Source organism: Microbacterium sp. NPDC096154 (assembly GCF_040302945.1).
GTDB lineage: Bacteria > Actinomycetota > Actinomycetes > Actinomycetales > Microbacteriaceae > Microbacterium.
In genome coordinates, this window is record NZ_JBEOSM010000001.1 from 90,016 (window position 1) to 104,876 (window position 14,861).

Below are 14,861 nucleotides of genomic sequence, written 5' to 3' on the forward strand. Positions count from 1 at the left end.
CGTGACGGCGGGCGACCGGCTCGCGGTGTGGGGCGACCCGATCGCACACAGCCGCTCTCCGCAGCTGCACGGCGCGGCGTATGCGGTGCTGGGGCTCGACTGGACCTTCGAGCGAGTGCGCGTCACGGCGGAGGGTTTCGCCGCGCAGCTCGCCGGGCTCGACGGGAGGTGGCGGGGACTGGCCGTGACCATGCCGCTGAAGGAGCAGGCATGGCGGGCGAGCGAGTGGCGCGATCGTCGCGCAGAGCTCACGGGGGCGGTCAACACCCTGCTGCTGCCGGGAGCCCGTGTTCCGCGCCCGGACGGCGCGCCCGCCGAGGCGCCGATCGGCTTCAACACCGACGTGGGCGGCATCGTCGCCGCACTCGCCGACGAGGGCATCCGCGAGGCGTCCTCGGTGCGCGTGGTCGGGGCGGGGGCCACCTCGGCGTCGGCCCTCGTGGCGGTGGCGGAGATCGGCGCGCGTCGCGCGACCGTCGTCGCCCGCCGTCCGGAGCGCGCGCAGGCCCTGATCGAGCTGGGGGAGCGGCTCGGCGTCGCCGTCACGACGGAGCCATTCGCCGATCGGCACGCCCGTGTCGATCTGACGGTCTGCGCCCTGCCCGGCGGCACGATCATCCCGACGGCGCACGCGGAGGCGCTCGCGTCCGCCGGCGGTCGACTCTTCGATGTCGCCTACCATCCGTGGCCCTCGCAGCTCGCCGGACTGTGGCCGCATGGCGCTCCGGTCTCGGGCCTCGGCATGCTGCTGCACCAGGCGGTGCTGCAGGTGCGGATCTTCGCGAGCGGGTCCCCGGAGATCCCCCTCGCTTCGGAGGATGACGTGCGCGCCGCGATGCGGGCGGCACTCATGGGAGACTAGGCGCATGCTCCGCGTGCTCACGGCCGGCGAATCGCACGGCCCCGAACTGATCGCCGTCATGGAGGGCCTGCCCGCGGGCGTGCCCCTGCTCGCCGAGGACATCCAGCGGGATCTCCAGCGGCGCAAGCTCGGCTACGGCCGCGGCTCGCGCATGAAGTTCGAGCAGGACGAGCTGACGATCTCGGGCGGTGTGCGTCACGGGCTGACTCTGGGCAGCCCGGTCGCCCTGCGCATCGGCAACACCGAGTGGCCCAAGTGGACCGAGGTCATGAGCGCCGCGCCCGTCGAGCTCACCGACATGTCGCGCGGCCGCGGTGCGCCCTTGACCCGCCCGCGCCCTGGCCACGCCGACCTGGTCGGGATGCAGAAGTACGGGTTCGACGAGTCCCGCCCGATCCTCGAGCGCGCCAGCGCGCGGGAGACCGCGGCGCGGGTGGCGCTCGGCGCCGTGGCCCGGGCGTTCCTGTCGGAGCTGGGCATCCGTCTCGTGAGCCACACGCTCTCGATCGGCCCCGTGCGGGTGCCGGATGACGCCCCGCTGCCGCGCCCCGATGACGTCGTGGCGCTCGACGCGGATCCGCTGCGGTGCTTCGACGCCGCGACGTCCGAGCGGATGGTCGCCGAGGTCGACGACGCCAGGAAGGCCGGAGACACGCTGGGCGGCATCGTCGAGGTGCTCGCATACGGGCTGCCGCCGGGGATCGGCTCTCATGTGCACTGGGACCGCCGTCTCGACGGCAAGCTCGCCCAGGCGCTCATGAGCATCCAGGCGATCAAGGGAGTCGAGGTCGGCGACGGCTTCGAGACCACGCGTCGTCGCGGCTCGCAGGCGCACGACGAGCTGTTCGCCACCGAGGCCGGCATCGCTCGCGGAACCGACCGTGCGGGCGGCACGGAAGGCGGCATGTCGACCGGTACGGTTCTGCGCGTCCGCGCGGGAATGAAGCCCATCGCGACCGTGCCGCACGCGCTGCGCACGGTCGACGTGGCCACGGGCGACACCGCCTCTGCCCACCACCAGCGCTCCGATGTGTGCGCCGTGCCGGCCGCCGGCGTCGTGGCCGAGGCGATGGTGGCGATCACGCTCGCAGACGTGGTGCTGGAGAAGTTCGGGGGCGACTCCGTCGCGGAGACGCGCCGCAACCTCGTGGCCTACCTCGACGAGGTCGCGGGCCGTCTGCGGACGACGGCGGAGCCGACCGATCTCGCGCATGACCTCGCCCTCTGACGCCCCGGCCGGGCGCGCGCTCGTGCTGGTGGGCCCCATGGGGGCGGGCAAATCCAGCATCGGGCGGCGGCTGGCCCGCGAGCTCGGCGTGCCGTTCCGTGACACGGACACGGAGATCGCCAAGGCGCACGGACCGATCGCAGAGATCTTCGCCGTGCATGGAGAAGCGCGGTTCCGCGACCTCGAGCACGAGGCCGTGCTCGACGCCGTCACCTGTGGGGGTGTCGTCGCCCTCGGAGGCGGCGCGGTGCTGCACGCCGGCACACGAGAGGCCCTGCGCGCGCACCATGTGGTGCTGCTGACCGTGGACGAGCGCGTGGTCGCGGGCAGGATCCGCAGCCAGAAGCGTCCGCTGCTCAACGCGGCCCAGGATCCCGTCGCCGAGTGGATCCGCATCCGCGACGAGCGGGCGCCGATCTACCGAGAGGTCGCGGATGCGGCCTTCGACACGTCGCGCGGACCGCTCCAGGACGTCGTGACGGCCATCGCCGCGTGGGCGCGGGCGCGCCAGGACCCGTCGGGGCGCGAGACGCCCACCGGCACGGACGCGCATGTCCTCGACGAATTCCGCGGACAGGACCAGAAGGAGAGCAGCCGATGAGCGAGACGACCGAGCCGAGCACGCCCCAGGACGAGACGGTCATCCGGGTCGCGGGCACGCCCGGCTACGACATCACGGTGGGCCACGGCCTCGTCTCCCGCGTGGCCGACGCGCTGCCGCCCGCCGCGCGCAAGGTGCTGGTCGTGCACCCGCCGACGCTCTCGGCGCAGGCCTCCCAGCTGCGCGAGACGCTCATGGCGGACGGACAGCGCGAGGTGCTGCTGGCCGAGATCCCCGACGCCGAGTCGGGCAAGCGCATCGAGGTCGCGGCGTTCTGCTGGCAGATCATGGGTCAGGCCGACTTCACGCGCACCGATGCGGTGGTCGGCTTCGGCGGCGGTGCGGTCACGGATCTCGCCGGCTTCGTCGCGGCGTCCTGGCTGCGCGGCGTCGAGATCGTGCAGGTACCCACCACGGTGCTCGGCATGGTCGACGCCGCTGTCGGCGGCAAGACCGGAGTCAACACCGCCGAGGGCAAGAACCTCGTCGGCGCCTTCTGGGCTCCGCGGGCTGTGATCTGCGACCTGGAGCTGCTCGGCACGCTGCCCGAGAACGAGATCCTGGCGGGCTTCGCGGAGGTCGTCAAGGCGGGATTCATCCGATACCCCGAGATCCTCGACACCGTCGAAGCCGACCCGGCGCGCGCGGTCGACGTCACGAGCGCCGAGTTCCGACGCTGCATCGAGCTCGCCATCCGGATGAAGGCCGAGGTCGTCGGGGAGGACTTCCGCGAGGCGGGCCTGCGCGAGATCCTCAACTACGGGCACACGCTGGGCCACGCGATCGAGCACGCCGAGCGCTACCGCTGGCGGCACGGTGCGGCGATCTCGGTCGGCATGATGTACGCCGCGGAGCTGTCGCGGCTGGCCGGTCGTCTGTCCGATGAGGCGGTCGACCGTCACCGCCGCGTGCTCGAACTGCTGGGCCTGCCGACCACGTATCGCGCCGGCGCGTGGCAGACGCTGCTGGCGACCATGCAGCGCGACAAGAAGGCGCGCGGGGGCATGCTGCGCTTCATCCTGCTCGACGACATCGCCAAGCCGACGGTCCTGCAGGCGCCGGATGAGTCGCTGCTCTTCGCCGCGTACCAGGAGGTCGCCGCCGAGGACCAGGGCCGGATCATCAGCACGGGACGCGGCTGACCGCTCGCTCGTCGGCGCCGTCGGGTGCAACCGGTAGAATCGACCCTCGGCCGTCACGGTCACGCTCTTCCGCGCCGCACGGGTGCGGCTCAATCGAACGAACGGAACACTCTTCCCATGGCATCCACCGCAGACATCAAGAACGGCGTCGTGCTCAGCATCGACGAGCAGCTCTGGAGCGTCGTGGAGTTCCAGCACGTCAAGCCGGGCAAGGGCGGCGCGTTCGTGCGCACCAAGCTCAAGAACGTCGTGAGCGGCAAGGTGGTCGACCGGACCTTCAACGCCGGCGCGAAGGTCGACATCCAGAACGTCGACCGCCGCGACTACACCTACTTGTACAACGACGGCGAGAACTTCGTGTTCATGGACGCGAAGGACTACGACCAGATCAACGTGCCGGGCGCGACCGTGGGCGACGCGTCGAAGTTCCTCCTCGAGAACCAGGAGGTCACGATCGCGCTGCACGACGGCACGCCGCTGTACGTCGACCTGCCCGCGTCGGTGGTGCTCGAGATCACCTACACCGAGCCCGGCCTGCAGGGCGACCGCTCGTCGGCCGGCACGAAGCCCGCCACCGTCGAGACCGGCGCCGAGATCCAGGTGCCGCTGTTCCTGGAGACCGGCACCCGCGTCAAGGTCGACACGCGCACCGGCGAGTACCTCGGCCGCGAGAAGTGAGCGCCCTGAGCGAGAAGCGATGAGCGCCCGCACCAAGGCGCGCAAGCGCGCCCTCGACATCCTGTTCTCGGCCGACGTGCGCGGCGACCAGCTCGCGGTGGCCCTGGCCGCCGAGGCCAAGCGCGCCGCCTCGGAGCCCGCGCGGCAGGCGTCATGGCTGTACGCGCGCGAGATCGTGGACGGCGTGATCGACCACGCCGACGAGATCGACGAGCAGATCACCACGCACAGCCGCGACTGGAAGCTCGAGCGCATGCCCGCGGTGGACCGCGCCCTGCTGCGCATCGGCGTGTGGGAGATCCTGTTCAACGACCAGGTGCCCACCGCGGTCGCGATCGACGAGGCCGTCGAGCTCGCCAAGGAGTTCTCGACCGACGACTCCGGCGCGTTCGTGCACGGCGTGCTCGCCCGCATCGCCCGCTCGTCCTAGCCGCTCAGGCCACTCGCCGCCGTTGGGGCACCCTCCGGGCGGCGCCGACGCCGGCGCCTGCGCCCGCTGTCGCTTCCCTCTATCGAGGGCGTGCGATGGCGGGCGCACTCGCGCCCGCCATCGCTCTCACGGCGCGGATCGGTCGGGCATCGCGCGGAGTCCAAGCCGTCGAAGCGTCCGAGGGGTGCCCGCCTGGCGGTATGCTGGACGCACCTGCACACCTTTAACACCGTCCCGTGAGGCGGAGAAGGGAGAGGCGGATGAGCACGCGCACCGTGCTGCATGAAGCCGACATCACGCGGGCCCTGACTCGGATCGCACATGAGATCCTCGAGTCCAACAGGGGCCCCGAGCGACTGATCCTGCTGGGCATTCCGACCCGCGGCGTCACCCTGGCCCACCGCCTCGGCGCACTGATCGAGCGATTCGCCGGCGTCGCCGTGCCGGTCGGCGCCCTCGACGTCACGATGTACCGCGACGATCTGGCGCAGCACCCGACGCGCACGCCGCACCCCACGGACATCCCTGCGGCGGGCATCGACGGCAAGGTGGTCGTGCTGGTCGACGACGTGCTCTTCTCCGGCCGCAGCATCCGTGCCGCGCTGGACGCGCTGCAGGACATCGGACGGCCCGCCGCCGTTCGGCTGGCGATCCTGATCGATCGCGGTCACCGCGAGCTCCCGATCCGGCCGGACTTCGTGGGAAAGAACCTTCCCTCCGCGCGCTCGGAGCGCGTGAACGTGCGACTGGCCGAGGTCGACGGCGCCCACGAGGTCTCGATCGAGTCCGCCGCCGATGCGGGGGCGGACGCATGAGGCACCTGCTCGACACCCGCACGCTCGCGCGCGCCGAGGCGATCCGCATCCTCGACGTCGCCGAGGACATGGCCGACACCCAGTCGCGCGAGGTCAAGAAGCTCCCGACGCTGCGCGGCAAGACCGTCGTGAACCTGTTCTTCGAGGACTCGACGCGCACCAGGATCTCGTTCGAGGCGGCGGCCAAGCGACTGTCGGCCGACGTCATCAACTTCGCCGCCAAGGGCTCGAGCGTCTCCAAGGGCGAGAGCCTGCAGGACACCGCGCAGACCCTCCAGGCCATGGGAGCCGACGCCGTCGTGATCCGGCATGGCGCCTCCGGTGCGCCGCGCACCCTCGCGACGAGCGGCTGGATCGAGGCGGGCGTCGTGAACGCCGGCGACGGGACGCACGAGCACCCCACCCAGGCGCTGCTCGACGCGTTCACGATGCGCAAGCGCCGGTACGGCGCCGAGAGTCGCGGTCGCGACCTCGCCGGCTTCCGCGTCGCGATCGTCGGCGACGTCCTGCACTCGCGCGTCGCCCGCTCGAACGTGTGGCTGCTGCACACGCTGGGGGCCGAGGTGACGCTCGTCGCGCCGCCCACGCTCCTGCCGCAGGATGTGTCCGCGTGGCCGGTCGAGGTGCGCTACGACCTCGACCTGGCGATCGCGGAGGGCCCCGACGCCCTCATGATGCTGCGCATCCAGCTCGAGCGCATGAACGCCGCGTATTTCCCGTCTGAGCGGGAGTATTCGCGGCGCTGGGGCCTGGATGCCCTGCGCCTGGCCGCGCTTCCGGCGGCTAGCATTGTGATGCACCCGGGACCCATGAACCGGGGAATGGAGATCTCTGCCGAGGCAGCCGATTCGCCCCGCTCGACCGTGCTCGAGCAGGTCAAGGCGGGCGTCTCGGTGCGGATGGCGGTGCTCTACCTGCTGCTGGCGGGGGAGCGTTCGAACGAGGAGGAGCAGCGATGAGCGAGGTGCTCCTGATCTCCGGAGCCGCGATCGAGGGCCGCGAGCGGGCGGACATCCTGATCGAGGACGGACGCATCGCCGAGGTCGGAACCGGCCTGTCCCGCGCGGGGGCCACCCGCGTCGACGCCGACGGGCTGATCGCGCTGCCCGGCCTGGTCGACCTGCACACGCACCTGCGCGAGCCCGGCTACGAGGCGAGCGAGACGGTGCTCACCGGCACGCGCGCAGCGGCCGCCGGCGGCTTCACCGCGGTGTTCGCGATGCCCAACACCTCACCGGTCGCAGACGCCGCCGGCGTGGTCGAGCAGGAGCTCGCCCTGGGTGAGGCCGCGGGCTACGCGACCGTGCAGCCCATCGGCGCTGTCACGGTTGGCCAGAAGGGCGAACGTCTGGCCGAGCTGGGCGCCATGGCCGATTCGCGGGCGCGCGTGCGCGTCTTCAGCGACGACGGCTTCTGCGTGTGGGACCCGCTGATCATGCGCCGCGCGCTCGAGTACGTGAAGGCCTTCGACGGTGTCGTGGCCCAGCACGCGCAGGACCCGCGGCTCACCGAGGGCGCGCAGATGAACGAGGGCGTCGTGTCGGCCGAGCTCGGTCTCGCCGGATGGCCGGCGGTCGCCGAGGAGTCGATCATCGCCCGCGACGTGCTGCTCGCCGAGCACGTCGGCTCTCGGCTGCACGTGTGCCACCTCTCGACGGCGGGATCGGTCGACATCATCCGGTGGGCCAAGAAGCGGGGCATCGATGTGACGGCCGAGGTCACGCCGCACCACCTGCTGCTCACCGACGAGCTCGTGCGCGACTACGACGCGCGCTACAAGGTCAACCCGCCCCTGCGCACGGCCGAGGATGTGCAGGCGGTGCGGGAAGGCCTGGCGGACGGCACGATCGACATCGTCGCCACCGACCACGCTCCGCACCCCGCCGAGGCGAAGGCATGCGAGTGGCAGGCCGCGGCGAACGGCATGGTCGGCCTCGAGAGCGCGCTGCGCGTCGTGCACCAGTCCATGGTGGCCACCGGCCTGCTCGACTGGCGCGACGTCGCGCGCGTGATGTCGAAGGCGCCCGCTCGCATCGGCCGCCTCGCGGCGCATGGCACGGATCTGGTCGCCGGCCAGCCGGCCGAGCTCACGCTGTACGACCCCTCGGTCGACGGGGTCTTCACACAGGACGACCTGCGTGGCCGCAGCGTCAACTCGCCGTACCTCGGCAGCGCGCTGCCCGGCCGCGTGATGTGGACCATCCACCGCGGGTACACGACCCTCGCCGCGGGCGAGGTCGTCGAGCTGCAGGCGGTCACCGCATGACGCACGAGGCCGCATCCCTCGTCTTCGTGCTGATCGCCGTCGTCGCGCTCAGTCTCATGGCATGGGGCTGGCGGCGCCGTGCCAAGCGCGACGCGGGCATCGCGGCACCGATCGGCGAGCGCCGAGGCGACGTGCGCGGCACCTACTCGGGCCTCTATGTGGCCACGACCCGCCATGACGCCCCTCTCGATCGCCTGAACGTGCGGCACCTGGCCTTCCGGTCGCGCGTGACGGTCACGGTCACGAGCGCGGGCGTCGCCCTGGACATGCCGGGCGAGCCCACCGTGTTCCTCGACGCGTCGCGCCTGTGGGCGGTCGGTCGGGCGACGTGGACCATCGACCGCGTCGTCGAGAGCGACGGTCTCGTGCTTCTGGCATGGGCCGCCGGCGACGGCACGGTCTGCGACACCTATGTGCGTCTGCAGGACGGCGATCCGAACGCCCTCGTGGCCGAGATCGACCGCCTCCGCACCGACTTCACCCAGATGGGAGCAACGCGATGACATCCCTGCTCGACCGCGAACCCGCGGTCCTCGTTCTCGAGGACGGCTCGCGCTATCCCGGCCATGCCTACGGCGCCCGCGGCACGACGCTCGGCGAGGTGGTCTTCACGACCGGCATGACCGGCTACCAGGAGACCCTGACCGACCCGTCGTACGCGGGCCAGATCGTGCTGCAGACCGCGCCGCACATCGGCAACACCGGCGTCAACACGCAGGACCCCGAGTCCCGCCGCGTGTGGGTGGCCGGCTACATCGTGCGCGACCCCTCGCGCGTGGTGTCGAGCTGGCGCGCCGAGGAGTCGCTCGACGACGCGCTCGAGCGCGACGGCATCGTCGGCATCAGCGGCATCGACACCCGGGCGATCACGCTGCACATCCGTTCTGCCGGCAGCATGCGGGGCGGCATCTTCTCGGGCGACGCCGCAGCGATCGACGACGAGGAGCAGCTGCGCCTCGTCACCGAGGCGCCGCAGATGGCCGGCCAGAACCTGTCGAGCCAGGTCTCGGTCGAGGTCGCGGCCGTCACGCCGGCCGAAGGGGAGAAGATCGGCAATCTCGCGGTCATCGACCTCGGCATCAAGCAGGCGACCGTCAACAACCTCGCCCGCCGCGGATTCGAGGTGCACGTGCTGCCGCAGAGCGTCACGAAGGAGCAGCTGCTGGCGATCGACCCGGTGGCGGTGTTCTACTCCAACGGTCCGGGCGACCCGGCGGCGTCGGAGGGCCACGTGCAGCTGCTGCGCGGCGTGCTCGACGAGGGCCTGCCGTTCTTCGGCATCTGCTTCGGCAACCAGCTGCTGGGCCGTGCCCTCGGCCTCGGCACGTACAAGCTGCCGTTCGGCCACCGCGGCATCAACCAGCCCGTGAAGGACAAGCTGACGGGCCGCGTCGAGATCACCGCGCACAACCACGGCTTCGCGGTCGACGCGCCGATCGACGGCGAGTTCGACAGCCCGTCCGGCTACGGCCGCGTCGAGGTCAGCCACGTCGGCCTGAACGACAACGTCGTGGAGGGCCTGCGCGCGCTCGACATCCCGGCCTTCTCGGTGCAGTACCACCCGGAGGCCGCGGGCGGCCCCAACGACGCCAACTACCTGTTCGACCGGTTCAAGGACATGGTCGTGGACCACCTCAGCAAGAAGGGCGCGAATGCCTAAGCGCGACGACATCCAGTCCGTTCTCGTCATCGGATCGGGTCCGATCGTCATCGGTCAGGCCGTCGAGTTCGACTACTCCGGCACCCAGGCGTGCCGTGTGCTGCGCGAGGAGGGCGTGCGCGTCATCCTGGTGAACTCGAACCCGGCCACGATCATGACTGACCCCGAGTTCGCCGACGCGACCTACATCGAGCCGATCACGCCGGAGGTGATCGAGTCGATCATCGCGAAGGAGAAGCCCGACGCGATCCTGCCCACGCTGGGCGGCCAGACCGCCCTGAACGCGGCGATGGCGCTCCACGAGCGCGGCATCCTCGAGAAGTACGACGTCGAGCTGATCGGCGCCAAGGTCGACGCGATCCGCAAGGGCGAGGATCGGCAGATCTTCAAGGAGCTCGTGATCGCGGCCGGCGCGGATGTCGCGCGCAGCGTGATCGCGCACACCATGGAGGAGGTGCTCGCGGGCGCGGAGGAGCTCGGATACCCCCTCGTGGTGCGTCCGTCGTTCACGATGGGCGGTCTGGGCTCGGGCTTCGCGTACGACGAGACCGATCTGCGGCGGATCGCCGGCGCGGGTCTGCGGGAGTCCACCACCACCGAGGTGCTGCTCGAGGAGTCGATCCTCGGGTGGAAGGAGTACGAGCTCGAGCTGATGCGCGACACGGCCGACAACACGGTCGTCGTCTGCTCGATCGAGAACGTCGACCCGGTGGGCGTGCACACGGGCGACTCGATCACCGTCGCGCCGGCGCTGACGCTGACCGACCGCGAGTACCAGAAGCTGCGCGACATCGGCATCGACATCATCCGGGCCGTGGGCGTCGACACGGGTGGCTGCAACATCCAGTTCGCGGTCGACCCCGCCACGGGCCGCATCATCGTGATCGAGATGAACCCCCGCGTGTCGCGCTCGTCCGCGCTGGCTTCCAAGGCCACCGGGTTCCCGATCGCCAAGCTCGCCGCGAAGCTCGCGCTGGGCTACCGCCTCGACGAGGTGCCGAACGACATCACGAAGGTCACGCCCGCGTCGTTCGAGCCGACCCTCGACTACGTGGTCGTGAAGGTTCCGCGGTTCGCGTTCGAGAAGTTCCCGGCCGCGGACCCGACGCTCACGACCACCATGAAGTCGGTCGGCGAGGCGATGGCGATCGGCCGCAACTACGCGACCGCGCTGCAGAAGGCGCTGCGCTCGATCGAGAAGCGCGGATCGAGCTTCCACTGGGGCGACGAGCCGCGTGACGTGGCCGAGCTGCTGCTCGAGGCGCGCACGCCCACGGACGGCCGCATCGTGCTCGTGCAGCAGGCGCTGCGCAAGGGCGCCACGGTCGCCGAGGCCTTCGAGGCCACGGCGATCGACCCGTGGTTCCTCGACCAGATCGTGCTGATCAACGAGGTGGCCGAGGCCGTCGCCGACGCCGCCGAGCTCGACGAGCGTGTGCTGCGGCTGGCGAAGGAGCACGGCTTCTCGGATGCCCAGATCGCGCAGCTGCGGGGCCTGGCCGAGGCGGAGGTGCGCGGCATCCGGCACGAGCTGGGGCTGCGCCCGGTGTACAAGACGGTCGACACGTGCGCGGGGGAGTTCCCCGCGCTCACGCCGTACCACTACTCGAGCTACGACTTCGAGACCGAGGTCACGCCGTCCGACCGCAAGAAGATCGTGATCATCGGATCGGGCCCGAACCGCATCGGCCAGGGCGTCGAGTTCGACTACTCGTGCGTGCACGCGTCGTTCGCGCTCTCCGCAGCGGGCTACGAGACCGTCATGGTCAACTGCAATCCCGAGACCGTGTCGACCGACTACGACACGTCCGACCGGCTCTACTTCGAGCCGCTCACGCTCGAGGACGTGCTCGAGGTGCTGCACGCCGAGTCGCTCTCGGGCCAGATCCACGGCGTCGTGTGCCAGCTCGGCGGTCAGACGCCGCTCGGCCTGGCCAAGGGCATCGAGGATGCCGGCTACACGATCCTGGGCACCAGCCCGGCCGCGATCGACCTCGCGGAGGACCGCAAGCTCTTCGGCGAGATCCTGGAGCGCGGCGGGCTGGTCGCCCCCCGCAACGGCACCGCCATCGACGAGGACGAGGCCGTTCGCATCGCCGAGGAGATCGGCTACCCCGTGCTGGTGCGTCCCAGCTTCGTGCTCGGCGGCCGTGGCATGGAGATCGTCTACGACACGGCGAGCCTGCGCGACTACTTCGCGCGCATCGCCGAGCACGCGATCATCGGCGAGGACGCCCCGCTGCTGGTGGACCGCTTCCTCGACGACGCGGTGGAGATCGACGTCGACGCGCTGTACGACGGGCACGAGCTCTACATCGGCGGCATCATGGAGCACCTCGAGGAGGCGGGCATCCACTCGGGCGACTCGAGCTGCACGCTGCCGCCCATGTCGCTCGGGCGCACCGAGATCGACCGCGTGCGCGAGGCCACCCTCGCGATCGCCCAGGGCGTGGGCGTGCGGGGTCTGCTCAACGTGCAGTTCGCCATCAGCGCGGGCGTCCTGTACGTGATCGAGGCGAACCCGCGGGCGAGCCGCACGGTCCCGTTCGTGTCCAAGGCGCTGGGCATCCCGCTCGCCAAGGCCGCGTCCCGCATCATGGCGGGCGAGACCATCGACGCGCTGCGCGCCGAAGGCCTGCTTCCGCAGCAGGATGGCTCCCGCGTGCCTCTGGACTCGCCGGTGTCGGTCAAGGAGGCCGTGCTGCCCTTCAAGCGCTTCCGGACGCGCGACGGCGAGATCGTCGACTCGGTGCTCGGCCCCGAGATGCGCTCGACGGGCGAGGTCATGGGCATCGACCGCGACTTCCCCACCGCGTTCGCGAAGAGCCAGTCGGCGGCGTACGGCGGCATCCCCCTGGGCGGCACGGTGTTCATCTCGGTGGCGGACGCCGACAAGCGCGATGTGCTGCTGCCGGCGCACCGCCTGCAGCAGCTCGGCTTCGAGATCTACGCCACCGAGGGCACGGCCGAGATCCTGCTGCGCAACGGCATCCAGGCGGAGGTCGTGGGCAAGTACAGCGCGACGCAGGAGTCGGGCGAGGAGAACATCGTCGATCTGATCAACGCGGGGCGCATCGACATGATCGTCAACACGCCCAGCGGCATGTCGGCGCGCGCCGACGGCTACGAGATCCGCGCGGCGGCGGTGGGCGGCGACAAGGCGCTCTTCACCACCATCGCGACGCTCGGCGCCGCTGTGAGCGCGATGGACCGCATGCAGGACGGCTACCGCGTGAAGAGCCTGCAGGAGTACGCGGCGGACCGCGCCGCGCGCACCGCCGTGCCGGTGGAGGCCCTGTGACCTCGAGCGCAGCCGGCACCTCGAAGCGCGCCTCCTTCGGGGAGCGGGCGCGTGCCGCGATCGCGCGGCACGGTCACCTCTGCGTCGGCGTCGACCCCCACGAGGCGCTGCTCGCCTCGTGGGGCCTGACCGCCGATGCGGCGGGACTGCGGGAGTTCGGGCTGCGCGTCGTCGAGGCGGCCGCCGGCCGCGTCGGCTTCGTGAAGCCGCAGGTGTCGTTCTTCGAGCGCCACGGGTCGGCCGGCTTCGCGGCACTCGAGGACGTGCTGGGCGCTGCGCGCAGCACGGGCCTTCTGGTGATCGCCGACGCCAAGCGCGGTGACATCGGCTCCACCATGGACGCATACGCAGCCGCCTGGCTCACCCCCGGATCGCCCCTCGAGGCCGACGCGCTGACCGCGAGTCCGTACCTGGGTGTCGGCGCACTGGGCGGCACGTTCGATCACGCGCTCGCGCACGGCAAGGGCGTGTTCGTGCTGGCCGCGACGAGCAACCCGGAGGCGACCGCGCTCCAGCGCGCCACGGCGCCCGGCGGCGACACCGTCTCGGCGCGGGTGCTCGGAGAGGTCTCTGCACGCAACGCCCTGACGGCAGAAGCCGGGGAGTGGGGAAGCCTCGGTTTCGTGATCGGAGCCACGGTCGACTGGTCGGAGGCGGGGCTCTCGCCGTTCACGCCGAGCGCGCCGATCCTGGCGCCCGGCTTCGGCCACCAGGGCGCGCGCCCCGACCAGCTGGAGGCCGTCTACGGCGCGATGTCGCACGCCGTCGTGGCGAGCGAGAGCCGCAGCATCCTCTCGGCGGGTCCCGACGGCATCGTCGACGCGATCGCGGCAGCCGCCCGCGCGTACGCACCTGTGATCGAGGGGAGCACCGTTGACTGACGCCGCCGAGAGCCGCAGCCGCCAGACCGCGTCCGTCCGGCCTCCCGACGTGGACCGCGCCGCGGCCTCGCGCCGCGCCGTCGCCGCGCGGCGCGCCCGAGCCTCGCTCAAGCGCGACCTCGCCACACGAGTGGTGACGCCGCAGGAGGTGCTGCGTCGCGCCGTCGCCGACCCGTCGTCGCCCGCCGGTACCCTGCGCGTGCCGGATTTCCTCACGTCGCTGCCGGCGATCGGCGAGGGCAAGCGCGACCGCATCCTCGCGGAGCTCGGCATCTCGCCCGTGAAGCGGCTCGGCGGACTCGGCTCGCGTCAGCGTGAGGCGCTGGAGGCGTGGCTCGACCGCCGGATGCCCGAGCCGCGCCCACGCCCGGGACGCAGCCGGCTGCTCGTGCTCGCAGGTCCGACCGCGGTCGGCAAGGGCACGGTGTCGGCGCGCATCCGCGAGGAGCACCCGGAGATCCTGGTGTCGGTGTCGGCCACCACGCGCCCGCCGCGCCCGGGCGAGATCGACGGCGTGCACTACTACTTCGTCGACGACGCCGAGTTCGACCGGATGCTGGCCGAGGACGAGCTGCTCGAGCACGCCGTGGTGCACAACAAGCACCGCTATGGCACCCCGCGCGGGCCCATCGAGGCGGCTCTCGCCGACGGCCGCACGGTGCTGCTCGAGATCGACCTGCAGGGCGCGCGCCAGGTGCGCGCCGCCGATCCTCGGGCCTCGCTCGTGTTCCTGCTCCCGCCGAGCTGGGATGAGCTGGTGCACCGGCTGGTCGGTCGCGGCACCGAGGATGAGGAGGAGCGGGCACGTCGTCTTCGCACCGCGAAGGTGGAGCTGGCGGCCCAGGGGGAGTTCGACTTCCACATCGTGAACGAGGACGTCGCCGAGGCCGCGCGCCAGGTCGTAGACTTGACCCAGGCGTCCGACCGCTGACCCAGCGCCGGCGTGTCCGCGCACAGCGCAGCACCGACGCCGACCGTCTTCCACGCGACTGCCGTC

Annotated in this window: 14 protein-coding genes; all 14 read left to right on the top strand. The window is 71.5% G+C overall.

Going from position 1 to position 14,861, the window contains the following annotated elements; translation table 11 throughout:
• Position 1: 1 nt before the first annotated feature.
• The 14 genes from ABTW64_RS00425 (at position 2) to gmk (ending at position 14,795) form a co-directional block, all read left to right on the top strand.
• Entirely contained in the window at positions 2–862 is an 861-nt protein-coding gene (locus ABTW64_RS00425; RefSeq protein ID WP_350618052.1) for a shikimate dehydrogenase, read from the top strand.
• 4 nt (positions 863–866) lie between these two features.
• The gene (gene aroC / locus ABTW64_RS00430; RefSeq protein ID WP_350618054.1) at positions 867–2,090 is read left to right on the top strand and encodes a chorismate synthase; all 1,224 of its coding nucleotides are present in this window, start codon (positions 867–869) and stop codon (positions 2,088–2,090) included.
• Positions 2,074–2,691: a shikimate kinase gene (locus ABTW64_RS00435; RefSeq protein ID WP_350618056.1), complete on the top strand. Its 618-nt coding sequence runs from the start codon at positions 2,074–2,076 to the stop codon at positions 2,689–2,691. The genes aroC and ABTW64_RS00435 overlap by 17 nt, the downstream gene beginning before the upstream one ends.
• Positions 2,688–3,833 carry a 3-dehydroquinate synthase gene (aroB, locus tag ABTW64_RS00440; RefSeq protein ID WP_350618058.1) on the top strand — a complete coding sequence of 382 codons (1,146 nt, stop codon included), beginning with the start codon at positions 2,688–2,690 and terminating at the stop codon, positions 3,831–3,833. Before ABTW64_RS00435 ends, aroB begins: the two co-directional genes overlap by 4 nt.
• Before the next feature lie 117 nt (positions 3,834–3,950).
• Complete coding sequence (gene efp, locus ABTW64_RS00445) at positions 3,951–4,511, top strand: elongation factor P (protein WP_350618060.1); 561 nt, start codon at positions 3,951–3,953, stop codon at positions 4,509–4,511.
• A 19-nt stretch (positions 4,512–4,530) separates the two neighbouring features.
• Positions 4,531–4,941, top strand: coding sequence for a transcription antitermination factor NusB (gene nusB, locus ABTW64_RS00450; protein WP_350618062.1), 411 nt, complete (start codon positions 4,531–4,533; stop codon positions 4,939–4,941).
• 260 nt (positions 4,942–5,201) lie between these two features.
• Positions 5,202–5,756 (top strand): bifunctional pyr operon transcriptional regulator/uracil phosphoribosyltransferase PyrR, encoded by a 555-nt coding sequence (gene pyrR / locus ABTW64_RS00455; RefSeq protein ID WP_350618064.1) that lies wholly within the window; start codon positions 5,202–5,204, stop codon positions 5,754–5,756.
• Positions 5,753–6,715 carry an aspartate carbamoyltransferase catalytic subunit gene (locus ABTW64_RS00460; RefSeq protein WP_350618066.1) on the top strand — a complete coding sequence of 321 codons (963 nt, stop codon included), beginning with the start codon at positions 5,753–5,755 and terminating at the stop codon, positions 6,713–6,715. Before pyrR ends, ABTW64_RS00460 begins: the two co-directional genes overlap by 4 nt.
• Positions 6,712–8,022 (top strand): dihydroorotase, encoded by a 1,311-nt coding sequence (locus ABTW64_RS00465; RefSeq protein ID WP_350618068.1) that lies wholly within the window; start codon positions 6,712–6,714, stop codon positions 8,020–8,022. Before ABTW64_RS00460 ends, ABTW64_RS00465 begins: the two co-directional genes overlap by 4 nt.
• Positions 8,019–8,525, top strand: coding sequence for a PH-like domain-containing protein (locus ABTW64_RS00470; protein ID WP_350618070.1), 507 nt, complete (start codon positions 8,019–8,021; stop codon positions 8,523–8,525). The genes ABTW64_RS00465 and ABTW64_RS00470 overlap by 4 nt, the downstream gene beginning before the upstream one ends.
• Positions 8,522–9,682: a glutamine-hydrolyzing carbamoyl-phosphate synthase small subunit gene (gene carA / locus ABTW64_RS00475; RefSeq protein ID WP_350618072.1), complete on the top strand. Its 1,161-nt coding sequence runs from the start codon at positions 8,522–8,524 to the stop codon at positions 9,680–9,682. The genes ABTW64_RS00470 and carA overlap by 4 nt, the downstream gene beginning before the upstream one ends.
• On the top strand, positions 9,675–12,983 hold the full coding sequence (carB, locus tag ABTW64_RS00480; RefSeq protein ID WP_350618075.1) for a carbamoyl-phosphate synthase large subunit: 3,309 nt from the start codon (positions 9,675–9,677) through the stop codon (positions 12,981–12,983). Before carA ends, carB begins: the two co-directional genes overlap by 8 nt.
• The gene (gene pyrF, locus ABTW64_RS00485; protein ID WP_350618077.1) at positions 12,980–13,864 is read left to right on the top strand and encodes an orotidine-5'-phosphate decarboxylase; all 885 of its coding nucleotides are present in this window, start codon (positions 12,980–12,982) and stop codon (positions 13,862–13,864) included. Before carB ends, pyrF begins: the two co-directional genes overlap by 4 nt.
• A complete protein-coding gene (gene gmk / locus ABTW64_RS00490; RefSeq protein ID WP_350618079.1) occupies positions 13,857–14,795 on the top strand; it encodes a guanylate kinase in 939 nt (312 codons plus the stop codon). Before pyrF ends, gmk begins: the two co-directional genes overlap by 8 nt.
• Positions 14,796–14,861: the final 66 nt, after the last annotated feature.